The 19301-nt window shown below is 49.4% G+C and carries 18 protein-coding genes and 1 tRNA gene; 10 read left to right on the top strand and 9 right to left on the bottom strand.

Translation table 11 applies throughout. From position 1 onward, the window contains the following. Positions 1–22: 22 nt before the first annotated feature. The 5 genes from AC5SLM_RS06865 to AC5SLM_RS06845 all read right to left on the bottom strand — a co-directional run bounded on the left by AC5SLM_RS06865 (position 23) and on the right by AC5SLM_RS06845 (position 5530). The gene (locus tag AC5SLM_RS06865) at positions 23–1330 is read right to left on the bottom strand and encodes a cryptochrome/photolyase family protein (RefSeq protein ID WP_495250197.1); all 1308 of its coding nucleotides are present in this window, start codon (positions 1328–1330) and stop codon (positions 23–25) included. Then, positions 1327–2274, bottom strand: a complete 948-nt coding sequence (locus tag AC5SLM_RS06860) for a YbgA family protein (protein WP_495250196.1) — start codon at positions 2272–2274, stop codon at positions 1327–1329. The genes AC5SLM_RS06865 and AC5SLM_RS06860 overlap by 4 nt, the downstream gene beginning before the upstream one ends. Then, the gene (gene thiE / locus AC5SLM_RS06855; RefSeq protein ID WP_495250195.1) at positions 2271–2879 is read right to left on the bottom strand and encodes a thiamine phosphate synthase; all 609 of its coding nucleotides are present in this window, start codon (positions 2877–2879) and stop codon (positions 2271–2273) included. The genes AC5SLM_RS06860 and thiE overlap by 4 nt, the downstream gene beginning before the upstream one ends. After that, positions 2869–3618 (bottom strand): bifunctional hydroxymethylpyrimidine kinase/phosphomethylpyrimidine kinase, encoded by a 750-nt coding sequence (gene thiD / locus AC5SLM_RS06850; RefSeq protein WP_495250194.1) that lies wholly within the window; start codon positions 3616–3618, stop codon positions 2869–2871. Before thiD ends, thiE begins: the two co-directional genes overlap by 11 nt. 64 nt (positions 3619–3682) lie before the next feature. Next, positions 3683–5530: a diguanylate cyclase gene (locus AC5SLM_RS06845; RefSeq protein ID WP_495250380.1), complete on the bottom strand. Its 1848-nt coding sequence runs from the start codon at positions 5528–5530 to the stop codon at positions 3683–3685. Positions 5531–5665: 135 nt separating this feature from the next. Between AC5SLM_RS06845 and AC5SLM_RS06840 the strand changes: the two genes are divergently transcribed. From AC5SLM_RS06840 to AC5SLM_RS06805, 8 genes are all read left to right on the top strand, one after another. After that, entirely contained in the window at positions 5666–6523 is an 858-nt protein-coding gene (locus tag AC5SLM_RS06840; protein WP_495250193.1) for a nucleotide-binding protein, read from the top strand. Beyond that, positions 6520–7389: an ATP-binding protein gene (locus AC5SLM_RS06835; protein ID WP_495250192.1), complete on the top strand. Its 870-nt coding sequence runs from the start codon at positions 6520–6522 to the stop codon at positions 7387–7389. Before AC5SLM_RS06840 ends, AC5SLM_RS06835 begins: the two co-directional genes overlap by 4 nt. A gap of 13 nt (positions 7390–7402) precedes the next feature. Next, complete coding sequence (locus AC5SLM_RS06830) at positions 7403–7741, top strand: NifB/NifX family molybdenum-iron cluster-binding protein (protein ID WP_495250191.1); 339 nt, start codon at positions 7403–7405, stop codon at positions 7739–7741. Positions 7742–7927: 186 nt separating this feature from the next. Continuing rightward, a complete protein-coding gene (locus AC5SLM_RS06825) occupies positions 7928–8293 on the top strand; it encodes a NifB/NifX family molybdenum-iron cluster-binding protein (protein ID WP_495250190.1) in 366 nt (121 codons plus the stop codon). Between the two features lie 201 nt (positions 8294–8494). Continuing rightward, entirely contained in the window at positions 8495–9547 is a 1053-nt protein-coding gene (locus AC5SLM_RS06820) for an FIST signal transduction protein (RefSeq protein ID WP_495250189.1), read from the top strand. 1 nt (position 9548) lies between these two features. Beyond that, a complete protein-coding gene (locus AC5SLM_RS06815) occupies positions 9549–10583 on the top strand; it encodes an FIST C-terminal domain-containing protein (protein WP_495250188.1) in 1035 nt (344 codons plus the stop codon). Beyond that, a complete protein-coding gene (locus AC5SLM_RS06810) occupies positions 10583–11809 on the top strand; it encodes a sensor histidine kinase (protein WP_495250187.1) in 1227 nt (408 codons plus the stop codon). Before AC5SLM_RS06815 ends, AC5SLM_RS06810 begins: the two co-directional genes overlap by 1 nt. Further along, complete coding sequence (locus AC5SLM_RS06805) at positions 11797–13533, top strand: two-component system response regulator (protein ID WP_495250186.1); 1737 nt, start codon at positions 11797–11799, stop codon at positions 13531–13533. The genes AC5SLM_RS06810 and AC5SLM_RS06805 overlap by 13 nt, the downstream gene beginning before the upstream one ends. On the opposite strand, the gene AC5SLM_RS06800 is transcribed toward AC5SLM_RS06805, so the two are convergent. After that, a complete protein-coding gene (locus AC5SLM_RS06800; RefSeq protein ID WP_495250185.1) occupies positions 13496–14197 on the bottom strand; it encodes a response regulator transcription factor in 702 nt (233 codons plus the stop codon). The genes AC5SLM_RS06805 and AC5SLM_RS06800 overlap by 38 nt on opposite strands. A 92-nt stretch (positions 14198–14289) precedes the next feature. Between AC5SLM_RS06800 and AC5SLM_RS06795 the strand changes: the two genes are divergently transcribed. Together AC5SLM_RS06795 and AC5SLM_RS06790 are read left to right on the top strand one after the other, a co-directional pair. Further along, on the top strand, positions 14290–15540 hold the full coding sequence (locus AC5SLM_RS06795; RefSeq protein WP_495250184.1) for a response regulator: 1251 nt from the start codon (positions 14290–14292) through the stop codon (positions 15538–15540). Next, positions 15527–17677 carry a WD40 repeat domain-containing protein gene (locus AC5SLM_RS06790; RefSeq protein WP_495250183.1) on the top strand — a complete coding sequence of 717 codons (2151 nt, stop codon included), beginning with the start codon at positions 15527–15529 and terminating at the stop codon, positions 17675–17677. Before AC5SLM_RS06795 ends, AC5SLM_RS06790 begins: the two co-directional genes overlap by 14 nt. Here AC5SLM_RS06790 and AC5SLM_RS06785 read toward each other — a convergent pair. The 3 genes from AC5SLM_RS06785 to AC5SLM_RS06775 all read right to left on the bottom strand — a co-directional run bounded on the left by AC5SLM_RS06785 (position 17664) and on the right by AC5SLM_RS06775 (position 19294). Further along, complete coding sequence (locus tag AC5SLM_RS06785; RefSeq protein ID WP_495250182.1) at positions 17664–18017, bottom strand: hypothetical protein; 354 nt, start codon at positions 18015–18017, stop codon at positions 17664–17666. The genes AC5SLM_RS06790 and AC5SLM_RS06785 overlap by 14 nt on opposite strands. Before the next feature lie 48 nt (positions 18018–18065). Then, positions 18066–18142, bottom strand: a tRNA-Ile gene (locus tag AC5SLM_RS06780). A 45-nt stretch (positions 18143–18187) separates the two neighbouring features. After that, positions 18188–19294 (bottom strand): FtsW/RodA/SpoVE family cell cycle protein, encoded by a 1107-nt coding sequence (locus tag AC5SLM_RS06775; RefSeq protein ID WP_495250181.1) that lies wholly within the window; start codon positions 19292–19294, stop codon positions 18188–18190. Positions 19295–19301: the final 7 nt, after the last annotated feature.

Here is a 19301-nt window from a genome sequence, read left to right as displayed (position 1 = left end):
ATTAGAAAATTAATATTTACCTTCACTTTTTAAAATGCGCTAAGGCTTTCTCTCTAGCTTCTTTGTGTGCCACGATGGGTTTGGGGTAGTTTGCATGGTTGCCCTCAAGCAGAGCTGTTTCATCGTGCAAGGTTTTGGCAGGAATGGCATGAAGCTCGGGCAAAAAACGTGTGATGTAGATAGCGTTTTTGTCAAACTTAGCACTTTGGGCATAGGGGTTAAAGATGCGAAAATAAGGCTGTGGGTCAACGCCCGTACCCGCACTCCACTGCCATGAAAGGGCGTTGCTGGCACGGTCGTAGTCGAGTAAATGCGCAGCAAAAAACCGCTCACCCCATTGCCAGGGCAAGAGCAAATGTTTGGTGTAAAAGGAGGCGCAAATCATCCGCACGCGGTTGTGCATGAAGCCTGTTTGCACCAGTTCGCGCACCCCTGCATCCACGATAGGCACGCCTGTTTTTGCCTCGCAAAATGCACGGTGGAGGGTGGCGTTGGGGATGCCCTCAAAAGCATAGCGGAAGTTTTGGGTTTCAAGATGGGGAAAATGGTGGAGCATATGGGCATAAAACTCCCGAAACATGAGTTGGCGAAAAAAGGGTTCTGTATCCACCCCTTCTTTTTTCCGCTTAGCAAGGAGGCGCAAAAGCGCACGAATGCCTAGCGTGCCAAAACGCAAATGCACCCCAAGGCGCGACGTGCCCTCTTGCGCCATCCAATCCCGCGTTGCGTCGTAGTGCTCTAGCGCAAAACGCGCAAGGGTGTTGCGGGGGTCAAGTTCAACTGGCGTGGGCGCACTAAACCCTAAGGTGTTCATGTCAAAAGCGGTGTACATGTAAGGAAAAAGGGTCTGTTTGGCGGGCACACATTCCTTTACATGTAAGGGAGTAAACCGTGCTTTAAGAGCGTTGTAAAAGGGGGTAAAAACCAAATAGGGCGAACCATCCTTTTTGAGCAGTTCCTCGGGCTCAAACACGTAGGTGTCTTTGACAAGCCTGAAAGGAAGCAGGTGGGAGATTTCCCTATCGCGCGCGGTGGCGTAGGTATCAAAATCTCCCGAGGCCACCACTTCATCAAACCCCAACGGTGTAAGGGTTTCAAAGACGCGCCTAGGGGTGTCGTGAAAAATAGCCAAGTCTAGTCCGAGTCCTTGCAAATCTTGTTTGAGTTTTTGCACATGGTGCATGATGAAACCCATGCGCTTGTCGTCTTTATTTAGTTCCCCTAAAATGCTGGGATCGAAGATAAAAATGGGCAGGACTTCGCCCTCGAAACTTAAAAGCGGGTTATCATCCACGCGCAAATCTCGCCGAAACCAGAGGATGCGCCTCACTTGCCCGCGTCCACGTGTGAGCGCAAGGCGAGCTCTTTAGGGTAAGGGGAGAGGAAGGTTTGGGCTAGCAAATACTCCACCTTGTGGCGCTGGGCCAAAAGGGCGATGGCGGAGATGGGCGCAATGAGGGGGATGATTTTTTGGGTGTAATCCTCAAGCATGAGGTGCAACAACTCTTTTTCGCCCCTTTCAAGGGTTTTTTTGAAAAATCCCACCATGTGTTCAAGGACGTTGCGGGTTTTGCTCACACTGCTTTTACACGCAAGCGCTTCTTTATAAAGCACGCCATACGCCGCTAGCACCTCCAAAAAAGGGCGTTTTTCGTGGTTGGCCACCACGTTTCCAAGGGCGCGGTAGAGGGCTTCGCTTTTGGATTGAAGGAGGAATTTATTGACCGTGTGAAACTGCACCAAGCCGCCCATACTAGGGTTTTGGGCGCAAAATTCCTCAAAGCGCGCGGTGGCAAAAAGGTGCATGATGAAGTTTTCCCGAAGCCACGGGTCAAGCAGTCTGGCTTCTTCTTCCATGGGTAGATGGGGAAACGCGGCTTTACATGTAAGGACAAAAAGCCCGTCGGTTTTACCCTCGCCATGCCCGTTTGGCAAGTAGACTTTGGCACTCCCAAACCCACAGCTTGGGCTTTTGGCTTTAAAGATGATGCCTGAGAGTGGGATGTGCTGGAGGCGGGAGCATTCGTGGTGGTTTTGTGCGTCAAGTGTACATGTAAGGTCTTCGCCCGTTTTGTTGGAAAGGATGCGCAATCCTTCATCGTGTTTGACGAGGCGAATAGAAGGACGCGGTGTGCCAAAGGCCAAATCCTCAGGGCAAAAAGGGATAAAGGTGGCGTATTTGGAGAGTAAATCGGTGATGAAGCGCTCCCGTTTGTGGCCGCCATCAAAGCGGACTTCATTGCCTAAAAGGCACGAAGAGACCGCGATATTCACGTAAGCCCTTTGGTGAGTGTTGCGATATTTTGAGCGATAGTATCAGGCCCATAAGCCGCACTGACGATACTAATCATATCCGCATCTTTGACTAGGTGGATGTTGCTTGCGTTAATGCCTCCGATGACGCACACGGGGATGGAAAGTTCCCTTTTTGCCTTAGCGATGATGTCCAAAGGGACAGTTTTAGCGTGGGGTTTGGTGGGCGAGGGAAAAAACGACCCAAAAGCCACGTAGCTTGCTCCTCCTTCTTGGGCCCGTTTGGCCCGCTCCAAATCCCCATAACACGACACGCCAATGAGCGCATCTGGCAAAAGGGAACGGGCTTCTTCAAGGGAGCCATCTTCCAACCCAATGTGTACACCGTGGGCGTTGGCATTAAGGGCAAGGTTGACGCGGTCGTTGATGATAAGGGTTGCGCCATAGACGTTGCACAAAGCGACCATGGCTTTAGCCAAAGGGAGCAAATCCGCGTCTGAATGGGTCTTGTCGCGCAGTTGAAGAGTGCGCACGCCTGCGTCTAAAAGCTCCTTGGTTTGGGCCATGATGCTCTCGCGGGGCGTGAGGATGTCATCGGTTAAAACATAAAGGGTATTAGCGTACATGTAAGCCTCCTTGTTTGTGGCCTAATGGGCCAGGTCCGTGTCCAAGAGCGGGGGCGTGAAAGATGGCGTGGTAGATGAAGGCTTTGGAGCGCATGATGGCTTCTTCTAAGGATTTACCAAGGGCAAGATTGGCCGCGATTGCTGAGGAAAAGGAACACCCAGACCCGTGCAAGTTTTTGGTTTCAAGCTTGGGTGAGGCAAAGGTGCGCTTGGTGCCATCGGGGTAAAACAGCGTGTCGTGGCTCTCCTCTTGGGTGGTAAAATGCTTCACAAGGACAGGGCAAGGAGCCTTTACATGGTAGGGTTCTCCAAAGAGGGCTTTGGCTTCGTGTTGGTTAGGCGTAAGGACGGTGGCGTAAGGAAAAAGTGCGCGCATGGCTTCCACCGCTTCGGGTTGTAATAAAGGTGAACCCGCTTTGGAGAGAAACACGGGGTCAAGTACCACAGGGATGGAAAGGCTTTTGACAAAACGCTCCACCACGTGGATGAGTTCGGTGCTGTAAAGCATCCCAATCTTCACGGCTTTGACGGGCAAGTCTTCCATCACCATAGCCAGTTGTTCGTCTAAAAACTGAGGCGTCACGGGAGAGATGCTACGCACTCCGGTGGTGTTTTGGGCGGTGAGAACCGTGAGGGCGGTGGCGCAAAAGACCCCAAAGGCTTCGGCGGTTTTGATGTCGGCTTGGATGCCTGCCCCGCCACTTGAATCACTTCCTGCAATGCTGAGCATGACTTTCATGGCACTCCTTTTTTAGGAGCATTATAAACAAAACCCTTTAAGATTCGTAGGGGGTGGGTGGCGGTTAGTGAGGCGCTAGGCTCGTGGAAGCCCCTTGGGCGATTTCGACTTCCACGCGATTTCGCCCGCCTTTTTTGGCGCGGTAAAGGGCATCATCGGCGCGGGAGACCATGCTTTTTTCATCATCCCCTGCGTGGTAGGTGCTAAGTCCGAAACTGCACGTCTTGTGGCCAATCACCGAAAAAGAAAAATCTTCTATCTTAGTGCGCAATTTTTCTGCAAGAGATAAGGCGGCGGCTAGGTCGCTTCCTGGGGCTAAAATCATAAATTCTTCCCCACCCCAGCGACCTACCACGTCTTCGGTACGAACATTGTCTCGAAGAATGGTTGCAAATTCTTGCAACACCGTGTCGCCCACTTGGTGCCCGTGGGTGTCGTTGACACTTTTAAAACGGTCAATGTCCAAAAGCAGGATGGAAAAAGCGCCGTGGTGGCGTTGGCTTACATGTACAGAGGCTTTAAACATTTCATCAAGTTTGAGGCGGTTGTAAAGTCCTGTGAGTGGGTCGGTGATGGAAAGCTCTTCAACGCGTTTTTTGTCGGTGATATTTTGGCGGATGGAGGTGTAGCCTAAGATTTCCCCTTTGCTGTTGATTTTGGGGGTAATGATGGCGTGCACCCAATAAGCAGAGCCGTCTTTGCTACGGTTTTTAAGCTCTCCTTCCCAGATTTTGCCCTGCAAGATAGCTTCCCAAAGGGCTTCGTAGGTGCTACTGGGCGTGTCGGGGTGTCGGACGATGAGGTGGTCTTTGCCGATGAGTTCTTCTTTGGTGTAGCCTGAAACATCACAAAACGCTTGGCTCACTTCGGTGATGACGCCCCGGGTGTCTGTGGAGGAGATGATGACGTTTTTATCGATGATGCGCAGTTGGTCTTGGATAGTGTAGGTCATTTTTTTAGCCATAGTAAGGGCGCGGCGTTGGGTATGCAAGAGCACGTAAATCCACGCGCTAATAGCAAAGGCCAAGAGGGAGCCAAAAAGGAGTTGAATCCATGGCAAGTACTGGCTGACGCCAAAGTCAAGCACGCGGTTTGTTTTAAAACACATCACCCACGTGTGCCCATAAGTAGGTAAGGAGACACAGCGAGAGAGGCGTGTTTGGGTTAGCTTAGGATTAGAATCATACAGCAAGGCGCTCTCTTGTGCTTGGGTCCCATCGTAAAGGGTAAAATCAACAGGAATGTAGCGGTCTTGCATGATGCCATCAAAAATGCGTTTGGCGTTGATGGCGGCGTAGACGTAGCCTTGGTGTACGTTGGCGCCATCAAAGGCTGCTTTGTAAATCAAAAACCCCTCTTTATGCTCCTCATCTTGTAAAAGCTCGATGCGTGAAGAAAGGGCCACATCTTTGTGGGCGAGGGCACGTAGCATGGCCGTGTTGCGGGTGGCTTCGGAGGCCATGTCAAACCCAAGGGCGCGTTGGTTGTGTGGGGTAAAGGGTTCAAGGTAATATACGGGCACGGCGGTTTTTGTTGTCGCGGGATGGATAAAAAAGTTTTCCACGTCCGAAGCGCGTTCAAAGGCGCGTTTTTGGTGGGGTTCCACAAAGGGGCCAAAGCCTACGGCTTGGATGCCTGGAAACCGTTGAGGAAGATTGTGTGTACTGAGGAATTTTTTAAAATCTTCCCGCGTGACCTCATCAGAACCAGCAAACAACCCACTTAAACTTTCCACCAGTTGCACGTTGGACTCAAGGCGTTTTTGCACGAGGAGTGTTGTGTGGGTGATGGCTGTTTCAAAGCGGGACATTTCGGTGAGGTGTATCCACTCTTGGGTTTTGTAAGACACAAGCAGTGAGAAGCTAAAGCCGATGAAAAAGATGAGCACAGGAAGGGTAATGGGCTTTAGCATACGTTTCACGGAAAATCCTCTCGCACTGTTGAAAAAGAGAAGTATACAAAAAAATAATGAAAAGATGTGACATTTTTTATTGACATATGTAAAAATAAAGAGTACTATTTTCCATATGTTAAAAAAAGGATGAAAATGCACCCCAAAACCATTGCCATCGCTAGCGGAAAAGGCGGGACAGGAAAGACCACTATCAGCACCAACCTCGCCCATTTACTTGCAACCCGTGGCCATGAAGTGGTGCTAGCCGATGCGGACGTGGAAGAGCCAAACATCTTTCTTTTTTTGCGTCCTAATGCTTTACATGTAAAGGTTGCAACTAAAGAGAGGCCTTCGTGGGACCAAGCTGCGTGTGTGATGTGTGGCGCATGTGTGAGCCACTGCCATTTTAATGCACTCCTTGCTCTTCCTTATGAGATTCTTGTCTTTCCCCAGTTGTGCCACAGCTGTTTTGCGTGCAGTGAGCTGTGCAAAGCAGGTGCCCTTCCTATGGTGCAAGAGCGCATGGGCGAGATTCAATGGGGTGAATGCGAAGGCTTAGTGGTCGTGGAAGGGCGGTTGGACGTGGGGCAAGAGATGGCAACCCCGCTTATCCACCAAACTCTTCGCGAGGCCAAGTGCCATGCTAAAGAGATGCTCATCTGCGACGCGCCTCCTGGTACCTCGTGTTCGTTTGTGGAGACGGCGCGCCAGAGTGATTATGTGCTGCTCGTGAGTGAACCAACCGCCTTTGGGTTAAACGATTTAACGCTTGCGGTTGAGACGGTGCGCGCTCTTGGAAAACCCTTTGGCGTGGTCGTTAACCGCGTGGGCATGGGAGATAATGCGGTTGAGGCGTATTGTGAACGTGAGGGCATCGTGGTCATCGCGCGCTTTTTGCACGACAAAGGGGTAGCGCGCCGTTACGCCCTTGGCGCATTGGCTGCCCAAGAAGTGCCCCATTTTCAAGCTTCCCTAGAAGTGCTTGCACGCCATATTGAGGAGTTAGTATGAAAGAAATCGTAGTGATTTCAGGCAAGGGTGGTGCAGGGAAAACTTCCATCAGCGCCGCCTTGGCAGCACTGCAATCCCAAGAAGCCCTAGCGTGTGATTGTGATGTGGACGCGGCAAACTTGCATGTGGTGCTAGGGGCAGATTTTAAAGAAGCACATGCCTTTGAGAGCGGCCATGAAGCGGTGATTGACGCGGCGTTGTGCAAAGGGTGTGGGCGGTGCGTCGATGCGTGCCGTTTTGAGGCGATTGTCCAAGGAGAAGGGCGCGTCTTTGTGGTGGACCCTTTGGCGTGTGAGGGGTGCCATTATTGTTCTGTGGTATGCCGTCCTAAAGCCATCACTATGGTGCCACGCATCGCAGGGGAGAGTTTTTGTTCTTCCACGCGCTTTGGGGGCCATCTGGTCCATGCAACCTTGGGTATTGGCGGGGAAAACTCGGGAAAACTCGTCGCCCATGTCAAAGAGCGCGCCCGAAAAAAAGCCAAAGAGGTGGGTGCGCATTACCTCATTAGCGACGCGAGTCCAGGGATTGGATGCCCTGTGGTCTCTTCGCTCAGTGGGGCGTCTTTGGCGCTGGTGGTCATCGAATCAAGCACCTCAGGATTGCACGACGCCAAGCGGGTAGTGCGCTTGGCGCGCCAGTTTAGCATCCCTTGTGTAGCGGTGATTAATAAGTGGGACTTAAGCCCCGAAGCAACCCATGCGGTGGAAGCGTACTTGGCCCAAGAGGAGATTCCGCAAGTGGGAAAATTTCGCTACCAAAAAGCGTTTTGGGAGGTGCTTAAAGAGGGTAAAACCTTATACGAACACCCCCGATTAGCCCCGCAAGTGCAAAGCCTTTGGCAAAACATTTGCGCTTACATGTAACCAAGGAGAAACCATGAAACTACTCTTTACAACCCAAGGTGAAAACTGGAGTTCAGCGATGGACCCCCGTTTTGGACGCACGCAGATGGCACTGGTGTATGATGAGGAGACCAATAGCGTGAAGGTGCTAAGCAACAGTGGCAAAGACGACGCCCAAGGGGCAGGCTTAAAAATGGCCGCAAGCGCGCTCAAAGCAGGTGTGGACGTGATTATCACGGGCAACGGCGCGGGCGAAAAAGCCATCAAAGTACTACAAGGCTCTCCTGTGAAGTTGTTCATTGGGGCGGGCGAGATGTGTGTGCAAGAGGCGTACGAAGCGTACAAACAAGGGGCATTGCCCCAACAACTCTAAGCACCTTGGTGCGCGGGCTCCCTGCCGAAGGGAACTCAGCGTTAGCGTAGCTTTTAGAGCTTTGCTCTAGAAGCGTTATCAAAAGAAGACCTTGGTGCGCGGGCTCCCTGCCGAAGGGAACTCAGCGTTAGCGTAGCTTTTAGAGCTTTGCTCTAGAAGCGTTATCAAAAGTAAAAAGGAAAAAAGATGCGATTAGTATTTCCAACCAACAAAAATATGGGGAAACTTTCCCCGATGGATGGCCATTTTGGCAAGGCAAAGTTTTACACCATTGTCACCCTTGGCGAGGGGCAGATTGTCGAAGTCTCTACGGTAGAAAACCCTGGACACCAAGAGGGCGGATGTGGCAACGCAGTGCTTAACATCATGAGCCTTTCCCCTGATGCCCTTGTGGTGACAGGCATTGGCGGACGTCCTGCGGAAGGGTTTTCCAAAGCAGGCTTGCCCTTGTATTTTGACAAGCACTCTAAAACCGTAGAAGAAAGCGTTCAAGCCTTTTTGGCAAACAGCCTTCAAAAAAGCGCGGGCGAAGGTACATGTAAAGCCCATTAAGGCACTTTTTCCCCTGTGAACAACCTGTGAATATTCAGCACTATTGTGCTGAATATTTCCCTTACATGTAAGGCTTTTTTAAATCCCTTCTATGCGCTAAAATTTTCCAAAAATGCCCAATTTTCCCCTCTTTTTTCTTCCTCAGGCACAGTGTAACACCAATACAACATTCTCATGTTATCATAAGGAAAAGGAGTCACCATGTTTGTATCTGCATCGTTTTACGCATCGCAAGAAGCATGGCAGCGCGAGGCCATAAAGGAAGAGCGGTATTTGCTTCTTGTCGCCGAGCATACCCCTTTTTGTAATGAAACCTTGCCGCAAGATCTCACGTGTGTGGGAGCAGTTTTCCCCTATGTGGTGGCGGAAAATGCCTATTATGATAAGGGTATTTTAGCCGTACGGCTCTCTAAGGAGACGCGCATCACACTGGTTCCTTCCTTGGCACACGCGCAATTTGACCAAGAGGGCGAGGGGTTTAGCGGGATGTTGTTTGTGCTTGTGGACGGGCTTTCTGCGCACATTGTTGCTTTTTTGGAAACTTTGTTTGAAGCAACAGCCCCTGCTACGTCTCTTTTGGGCGGCGGGTGTGGAAAGCTTACCCTAAAGCAAGAACCCTTGCTCTTTGATGGCAAACAAACCTACCAAGATGCCGCGTTGATTCTCTCTTGTGGGGCTTCCCTTGGTCTTGGAGTTGGGCACGGTTGGGACGAACTGATGGGGCCGCTCATGGCCACAAAAACCGCTAAAAATCTCCTTTTGGAGTTAAATTACAAAGACGCCTTTGAAGTGTACAAGCGGATTGTTGAGCGCGATAGCGGGGAAAAGCTAACCCCTGAAAACTTTTTCTCCCTTGCCAAATCGTACCCTTTTGGCATTCGCAACTACGGTTCAGAAATGGTCGTGCGTGACCCCATTGCCACCGATGGCGTGGCCTTGGTGCTTGTGGGGGAAATGGAGGAGAATTCTATCGTTTCGATTTTAAAAGGGGAAACAGACGCACTCATTCGGGCCGCCAACGCAGCCGCCCAAGATGCGGTCATGGCACTTGGACGCGCACCCACGGGGGCGATTGTGGTGGATTGCGTGTCGCGGGTGCTGTTTTTGGAAGAGGATTTTGCGCGCGAATTAGAGGCCATTAGCGCGGGCGTGTTGGTGCCTTTTTGGGGCGTTTTAAGCCTTGGAGAGATTGCCAATAAACACGATGGCAATATTGAATTTTATAACAAAACCTGTGTGGTTGGGGTGGTATGAAATGTTTGCACGTATTGAAGAAGTGGAAAGTATCGATGAAGTGGCAGGGCACATTGACCCCCAGCAGCGGTACCTCGTCTTAGCTGGGGAAGCCTTTCCTTTTGAAAACCTTAGCGCAGTGGTACACGCCCCTTGGCTAGGCGCGGTCTTTCCTGCACTTTTTAGTAAAAATAGCCTTACAAAAACAGGAGCCTTTGTGTGCGAGCTTGCCCCAAAGACAACCTTAGGGTGGAATGTGGAAGAAAAGACGCTAACAGGGTGCCAGAGTTTTTTGACGATTGTGGATGGAAATGATGCTAGGGTAGGGGAAAAACTTGAAGCACTGTTTGAGAATACCTCCGCAAGGGCAGTGGTGTTTGGGGGCGGTTCGGGGTGTTTGGAGAGTCAAACGCGCCTTTACATGTACAACGGTCAAGGGTACACCAACGAGGGGATGATTTTACTGGGCAGTGCCAAGAAATTTGTCGCCGAAGCACGGCACGGGTATGCGTGCGTGGGCGATTTTTCGATGATTTCAAAAGCGGTACACAATGTGATTGAAGCCATTGATTTTAAAGAAGCCTTTGGCGCCTACAAGCGTTTAGTGCAAGAGCGCTTTGGGGCAGAAGTCACCCCGCAAAATCTTTTTGAAGTAGGGCTTTTGTACCCGTTGATGTTTGAGCGTGCTTTTGGGGAAAAAGCCATTCGCATCCCCAAGGAAACAGACGGGCGCATGTTAAAACTCGCAGGCGATGCCCTAGAGGACACGGTTGTTTCTCTAGGGTTTGCCACCAAAGCCAAGCTTCTTGAAGCCTCAGCTTCGTGCGCTCATGCTGTGACAAAACAGCGCCGTGAAACAAAGGGGCCGATGTTTGTGTTTGATTGCGTGGGGAGGCAAAGCGTGCTAGCGCAAAGGTTTAGCGAAGAAATCGACGGGGTACGCGCGTACGCGGGCGAGGGAACGTTGGTGGGAGTACTTTCCTTAGGGGAGATTGCCAACAGTTCAAAAAGTTATGTGGAACTGTACAATAATACATGCGTTGTGGGGGCGTACTGATGCAATTTAACCAACAGTTGTTAGTGACGTACGAGTGTGTCAATGCCATTGGGACTTCGTTGGACTTAGGGGAGATGTTGCGAACGTTTTTGCGTGTTTTTGCGCGCAAAAGCGGTGCGATTGTCAGCGGGTTTTGGCGCACCAATGGCGAGGGGTTTGACTTGGTATGCGGGCAGGGAAAACGCAGCCTTTACAGCGTGATTGCCCCTGAGATTCACAACCATTCGTGGGACTTACATGTAAGGCGCAATGGCGAACAAGTGCTTTACATGTACGTGGGTGAAGGGGTGATGAGCTTCATGTTTTACCTCGGAGAAGAAGAGCTTGCCGCCATCGAGGCGATTTTGCGCTCCTTGCATGCAAAACTTGACAATGCCATTTGCGCATGCAACAACCACGAAGCCCTTGTGAAGCTTAATGCCACCCTAGAAGAAAAAGTGCGCTTTGAAGTGGAACAAAATCGGGAAAAAGACAAGCACATCTTACAGCAATCCCGTTTGGCGCAAATGGGGGAAATGATTAGCATGATTGCCCACCAATGGCGCCAACCTTTAGGGTCTATCTCTACCGTGGCAGCATCGGTGAAGGTGAAACTGGCTTTGAATAAATTTAACCTCGAAACACAAGAGGGCCAAGAGGCATTGAGGGCATATTTGCTAGAATCGGTGGAAAAGATAGAACATTATGTGAAGTTTCTTACAACCACGATTGATGATTTTCGTAATTTTTTCAAACCCGACAAACGGCGCGACAGCACAACCTTGCACGAGCTTATAGAGCGCACGCTAGGGGTGATTGGCAAAGCGTTGGAGGTCAATGGCATCACCCTCGTGCGCGAAGAGCGCTCTTTACGCACGTTAGTGTTGCACACCAACGAAGTGATGCAAGTGATTTTAAATTTGCTCAAAAACGCCGAAGATGCGATAAAAGAGCGTACTCCTAGCCAAAAAACGGTCTGGTTGCGCACCTATGACACGCCCCAAACCTCGGTTTTGGAAATCGAAGACAGTGCTGGGGGGATTGAGCCCCTCATTATGGAAAAAATCTTTGAGCCGTATTTTTCCACCAAAGAAGAAAAAAACGGCACGGGCCTTGGGTTATACATGTCAAAGACGATTATCGAAGACCATGCCAAAGGGCGCATCCATGCGGCTAATACCGCCCATGGTGCGTGCTTTACGATAGTGTTTGTTGCTAAAGAGGAGGAGGGTGCATGGACGAAATAGCCGTGTCACAATTGACAGAATCCTTGCGGGTGTTGTATGTGGAAGACGATGCCCCATTGCGCGCTGAAACGGGCGCTTTGTTGGAAGAGTTTTTTGCCCAAGTGCTCTACGCGAGCGATGGCGAAGAGGGGTTGGAGGTGTTTAACGCCCACCAAGGGACGCTAGATTTGCTCATTACCGACATCAACATGCCCCGCATGAACGGGATTGAATTGATACGTGCCATTAAAGAAAAAGATGAAAATTTTCCCGTGATTATCATTTCTGCCCACAATGAAACGGAGCTTTTTTTGGACAGTATTCAAACGGGCGTGAACGCGTACATGCTCAAACCGTTGCAGTACGCGCAATTTCTTGACACCTTGGGTAAAACGGCCCGCGTGATTTGCGCCATGAAAGAAAACGTTGCTTACAAACAACACTTGGAAAAGTCGATTGAAAAAAAGACCGAAGAGTTAGAAGAAAACTACCAAAAACTCCAACATGCCCTAACAAGGGATTTGGTGACGTCCTTGCCCAACCAAGCCTCTTTGCACGAAGAGTTGTATTGCATGGGGCGCAACACAGACCTTTCGGTGATGGTGTTTGATGTGGACCATTTTAGTGGGTTTAACGATTTTTTAGGCTACGAAGCCGCGGATGCCTTGCTGTTTAAAATAGGAACAATGTTGCGGTATGTACTGCCCGAAGATGCGCTGTTGTACCGTGAAACCTCCGATGAATTTGTCGTCTTGTTGCAAGAAAGCACCAAGTACATCCCTGAGGAAATCGCCCAGCAAGCCATCAGTTTTTTCAAAGAAACACCCATCACCCACAAAGAAGAAGCGGACGTGTATGTTTCGTTTTCTATCGGGATTTGCGTCAAAGCGCCCGCAAGAACGGCGTTGCTTAAAGCGCGCACGGCCTTGCATGAACTCAAAGAAGCAGGCTTGGCGGGGAAGTACCAGGTGTATGTGAAAGATTCTGTGTTTTCGTTGACGCAAAAACACAACGCTTTGTGGATTCACAAGGCACGCAAAGCATTAGAAGAAGACCGCGTGGTGCCTTTTTTTCAGCCTATTGTGGAGATACACTCAGGGGCGCATGTCAAGTACGAATGCTTGGCGCGACTGCGGGAAGTGGACGGGTCCATTTTGATGCCCTTGTATTTTATTGAGCCGTTGCGTTTAAGTGGGCTTATGGGAAACCTGACGCGTATGTTGGTGAAAAAGTGCTACGAAGCGTTTAAAGACAACACACTTCCTTTTAGCATCAACCTTTCCCATGAAGACATCATGGACCATGAATTTGTTAATTTTCTCATCAAACGTACCGAACTTTCACACATGGACCCTTCGCGGGTGATTTTAGAAATCCTTGAAGATGTGGTGATTGATGAGCGGGCAGTGTATGCCAAGGAAGCCCTTGCGCGGTTGCGTGCTGTGGGCTTTAAGATTGCCATCGACGATTTTGGGGCGGAGCGGTCAAATTACAGTCGGCTTGAAAAAATCCCGTGCGATATTTTAAAAATCGACGGCCAATTTGTGCGCAATATCGACGCCTTGCCTCAAAAAGCAAGTATTGTTAAAAACATCGTCAAAATAGCACAAGGCATGGGATTAGAAGTCATCGCAGAACACGTGGCAACCCGTGAAGAAAAAGAAGCCCTTGCCCGTTTGGGTGTGCCTTACGCACAAGGGTTTTACTTTAGTCAGCCTCTTGCGGCGTTGCCTGATGGGTCTTGAGTTGGTACCCAAAGCCACGGTAATTGACGATGGAACTGGGAAGCCTTAACTTTTCTCTTAGCCGACGAATGAGGGCACGTACCGTGGAAGGAGCGATGAGTTCGTCTCCCCAAATCGCCTGCCCCATGGCTTCTTCGGTTAAAAATTGGTGGCGGTTTAGTGCTAAAAGATGGAGCAGTTGACTCTCTTTTTTGGTTAAGTGTTCTTGGATGTTGTTGATAGTGAGGGTTTTTGATTCAAGGTTATAACACACCGCATCCCCGATAAAAAGCGTGGGCGTGGCCTGTTTGAGCTTTTGTTGGCGCAGGGTTTGCGTGAGCGTGTGCATCTCGTCGATGAGTTTTTGGGTGTCAAAGGGTTTGATTAAAAAACGGTAAATTCCCAAGGTAATGCTCTCAAGCAAATAATCCGTTTGGGGATGGCCTGAGATGACGATGAGGAGTTGTTGGGGGCGTTCTTTGCGCACGCGTTTGAGAAAGTCAAGGCCGTTGACCTGGGGCAGGCAAATGTCGCTCATGACCACATCTACGGTGTTGTCTTTAAGCCAAGCAAGGGCGTCGTGCGCGTTGGTAAAAAGGGTGACTTCATGAAAAAAATCCAACAAGAAAAGGCGAAGCTCGGTCCCTAGTGTCGTGTCATCTTCTACTAAAAGCAACGAGAGCATGGTGGTTCCTGTGGTGTGTTTAAAAAACTATACCAAAATGCAACACAGATGCAACTGAGAGGGCGTAAGATAAAACATCCAAAGGAGCGGGAATGGGACAGTTGGAAAAATTACTAGAAATGGGCAAGACAATGCGCATTTTGTATGTGGAAGACGATGAGGCGTTGCGGGAAGAGCTCACCATGTTGCTCTCGGATATTTTTGAGACCATTGTGCTTGCAAGTAACGGTGAAGAGGGGCTTTTAGCCTTTGAAAAAGAGACTTTTGATTTGGTGATTACCGACATTCGCATGCCAAAAATGGACGGTATTGCACTGATTGAGGCCATTAAAGCGCGTGATTTATCCCAACCCATCATCGTCACTTCCGCCCATGATGAAGCGGAGTATTTGCTCAAGCTCATCCACCTAGGTGTGGATAATTTTATCACCAAACCGCTCTCAAGTGACCGCATCCTTGAAACCCTCTCTAAAAGTGTCGGACATATTTTTGAGGCTAAAGAACGCGCACGTTACCAAGAAGAGCTGAGCCAACTCAACGCCTCTTTGCAAGAAGAGGTGGCGCGCCAAAGCAAGGATTTAAAAGAGAGTTGTGCTAAAGCCTACGCGTACCAACAGGCCTTTTACCAATCAGGAAGTTTTTTGTTGCTCAATGCCCGTGGGGAAATCCTCAAAGCGGCTCCCCATGCGGCTAAGCTTTTGGGTTTTGGGGTTCAAGAACTAGAAGGCAAGCCCTGCGTCTTGTTTCTTCATGGGCAAACCCCCTTGCGTGTGCGTGAGGATTTCTTAGCAAGTATGACTAAAAAAACCCCATGGGAAGGGGAAGTGGTGTGCCAAACCAAGACCATGAAACCCTTACATGTACACCTTGAAAACACACCGGTGTTTTTGGCAGATGAGGCGGTGGAATTTTTGCTTGTGATACAAGACCAAACCCACTTAAAGGACGAAGAAGAGGCGGCTGAGAGTTGCTTGGTGATGTATACATGTAAGCATGTGCTAGACGCGCTTCCCCTCCCTGCTGCGATGATAGATGCCCAAGGGTGCATCACCTTGCACAATTTTGAGTTTATCCAAGTGGTGGAAGAGGGGCTAAAAGAAGGGATTATGTGCCGCTTAAAAGAGGGGACCTTGCACCTTGAAGAGATGATTCAAACAGAAGACCCCTTTTTGCGCCTCCCCTCCTTGTGGGACAAAAAACCCAAAGGCTTTGAAGTGCAGGGGGTGTACGAGACGGTTTTGGAAGAGGTAAGCGTGCGCGTGCACCTTAAGCCTTTAGATAAAGGCGCTAAAAACTACCTCGCATTGTTGTGTTTTCAAGGAGCTAGGGATGATGCCCTCTAGGCGGTGGTTTTCCCTCGATGTTGCAGTGACAGGCGTGTACGTTGATGAAGAGAGCCAACAATTAGCCATTACTGACCGCGCGAGGCGCCACACTTTGGTGGATTTGACGACGCTAAACCTTGTTAAGGTGACCAACTTTTCCAAGCCCGCCCAAGCCCCTTTTGATTACTACCAACGCTCCATGTGTTTACTAGAGCGCGACCAGCTCTTTTTTTGGCCAAGGGATGCAGACTACGGGTATCTTATCAATGTGGGTAGGGTTATCTCCTTTGTGTTTCGCTTCACGCACCACCATGGCGCGCTGAGCAAGGTTGCCCTTTCCCATTCAAAACGCAAGCTTGTGAGTGGCGATGAAAAAGGGCGCAGTTATGTGGTCAACCTCATTAGCGGTGCCATTGAACACCGTTTGCCTGTTTTGCCTGACACGGTGAGCGCCTTGTGCTTTTCACAAGACGATGCCCTTGTGAGCGTGGCGGGGTTTGATGGGAGCATTGTGACGCAAAATATTCTTCTCATGGAGCATGTTAGCCACATGAAATTAGGCAGTGTGGTCGAAGCGATGGAATACCTTGAAGGGACAACCGCTTTGGCCGTTTTGCGCGATGGACGTGTTCTTAAACTAGACGTGCGCCTAGGAAAAATCCTTAAAGAAACCAAACTTCCCTTAGGGGTGTGGCCTAGCATGTTGTTTATCGCCCCTCATAAAAAGTTTTGTTTCGTTGGGACGCGCCAGTCCAATGTGGTAGCCTTTCACATCACCTCTTTGGAGCAAATGTTCGTCTTTGATTTTGGGTGCGGCGGGGTGAGCGTGCTGGCCCAATCTGAAGCATTTTTCTTTGTGGGGTTTACCAGCGGTGAGCTTGCGGTGCTCAATTACCGCGAATACGAAAAAGAATTTTCCCACAACGTTGCCGCAGGAAACATGGACGAAGCGAACGCTTTTTTTGATAAAAATGCCTTTTTGATGACCCATGAGAGCACGTGGAATATGTACGAGCAGTGGCTAGAAGCCAAAAAAAGCATCACCGTCCTTTTAAGTGAAGGCGCCCTTGAAAAAGCCCAACAAGAAGCAAGGCCTTTTATGTTTCACCCCAAGTGCCGTTTGGAAATGGAAATACTCGAAGGCCAACAAGGGGAGCTTGCCGCGCTGTTGCGGTGCATCAAATCCCGTGATTTTCCAAGGGCGTACGACATGTGTGAAAAAACGCCTTTTTTGAAGCAAAGCGAACACTACAAAAAACTTGAGCAAATGTGGCGCACTCTTTATGGGAAGGCGCAGCGGTTATTGAGCCGTGACCCAGTACTTAATAAAGCCGCTGTGCTTGAAATGCTCACCTTGTTTTTAAAAGTGCCTGAAAAAAACCACGAAATCGCCTTAATGTTTAAACACCTCTCCTCCTTTGTAAAAGCCCAAGAGTGCATTCGCGCCCAAGACTTTAAAGCCTATTTTGCCCTTACTGAAACATACGCGTTTTTAAAAGAGACGGCCTTGTATGAAAAAGTGGGTTGGCTGCAAGAAGAGCTCAAGCAAAAACTCCAACGCGCCCTTGTGGAGCAGCGTTTTGAAGAAGCCACCACGCTAGCCAAAGCACTCCAAGAATTTACCCCTTCTGCTTCCTATGCAACCCAAAAAATCAACCACATTAAGCAAGTTCTCTCCTTGGATACCTTGCTTGGTTCTGGACGTATGCTTGAAGCGTGTGAAGTGGTTTCAGACCTTGGGGTGTGGAACGAAGCGTACGTGCAAATCCAGCACTATAAAAAAGCCAAAGAGCGCTTTCTTGTGGTGCTAAAAAAACAGATTTTGGAGGGAAAAATGCGCGAGGTGTACGAGCGCATCACTCCCTTTGCGCGCAACAAAGAAGGGCATGAGATGCACCAAGAGATTATGCGCTTTTTGTACGAATACCAACTCACTACCCACTTAAAAAAAGCCTTACATGTAAGGGTAAATTGGGAGATGAGTTTGAAACATTTTTTGCAATTTTTTGCCATTACAAAAGCGTTGGATGATAGGCTGAGGTTGGCACAAATCGTACCGCCAAAAACTTTGCAAGAAGAGGAAGTGCCAGAGGGAACCCTGTATCCCCTTAGCATCATCCACTACCGCGAGGCGACGACGCTTAAAATCCCTTAATCAGTTCAAACCCTTTGGGCAAGGTGGCGGGCATTTTGTAAAAAATTTGCGCAGGTTTTAACCCTTCGTGGCATTCGATACACGCATTGATAACCTCGTGTTCAGGCGTGGCAGCTACCACTTTTTCCACCGCATGGCAAACAAAACAATCGGTCCCACACCCTGTGGCCATGGTGGTGTCTTTGAAGCTTTCTGGGGGATGACAGCCAACACAGGTGGCAAGAGGTTGGTGGCGAATATCGGTGCGTATATCAAGGCTTGGGTGGCACGAAGTACAGTCGCTTGTACAGGCAAAAAGTCCTAGTGTGAGTGCAAAACCAAGAAGGATGTATTTTAACACGAAACCCCTTTCTGTGCTTGCATACTAAGGATACAAACGGTGTCAAGGTGGTGGGTCCAGTAGGACTTGAACCTACGGCCGTCCCGTTATGAGCGGGATGCTCTAACCAACTGAGCTATAGACCCAAAAAATGAAGAGTGTGATTATAGAGTGTTTTTGCTTACGAGGTTCTAAAACTTAAGCTTCACGAAGCGGTAGGTTGGGTCAAAGCGAAAGGCTAAAAGGTTTTGGACTATCCCAAAGAAAATCATAAAAGTAATAAAACTGCTTCCCCCATAGCTAAAAAAGGGCAACGGTACGCCAACGACGGGGGCAAATCCGATGGTCATGGAGATGTTGACACTCATGTACACAAAAATGAGCAAAGCAAGGCCTGAGGTGACCACCCGCGTGAAGTGGTCGCTTTTAAGCATGAGGTTGAGGGTGAGCAGGTGAAGGATGAGAAAGGCGTACAGCACCACAAGTCCCAGAGCGCCCAAAAACCCAAACCGTTCAATGTGGTAAGCAAAAATAAAATCACTCGTGGCGATGGGAAGAAACTTAAAATGGGTTTGCGTGGCCTCGTCTTTGTCTTTACCCAGTAAGCCTCCTGAGCCGATGGCAATGAGGGATTGGCGCACATGGTAGCTGGGCTTTTCGCTAATAAAATCATGAATGCGCTGTTTTTGGTAGCCGTGTAAGCTGTTGTATAAAAAAGGCGCCCCAAGGGAGACGAGCACGAGCAAGGATATCCAAATCTTTTTATTTACCCCGGCAATAAACAAGATGCCATACCCCACAATGAGCATCACCAGTGCCGTACCAAGGTCAGGCTCTTTGGCGATGAGCGCAAAGGGTAAAAAAATAAAAAAACTGAGTTTCAAAAACATTTTTAGCCCATAACCTTCTTCTTCAGGAGGCGTGTGTTTGATGAGGTAAGCGAGCATGAGAATAAAGGCGGGTTTCATAATCTCGGAAGGTTGGATGGTAAAATGCACAAAGGGAATCTCCAGCCAACGTTTCGCGCCCAAACGGCTCACCCCGAAAAACTCCACGCTAACAAGCAAGGTGATACTCGCCCAATAAAACGAAGGAATGAGCCATTCGAGTTTACGGATAGGAAAGAAAAAGAAAAAGAAAAACGCGCAAAATCCCACCGCAAAATAGACGATTTGTTTATTGCCTAACATAGGACTGGCTTCAGAGACAAGAAAGTAAGAAACACCAATGATGGGCAAGACGAGAATGGGAATCAAAAAGTCAAAATGTGTTAGAATCCTTTTGTCTAGTTGAAGCACTCCGCCA

It is taken from the genome of Sulfurospirillum sp. HTRB-L1 (genome assembly GCF_059415125.1).
Note: the sequence above shows the minus strand (reverse complement) of the source record. Positions and strands in the feature narration are given on the sequence as shown.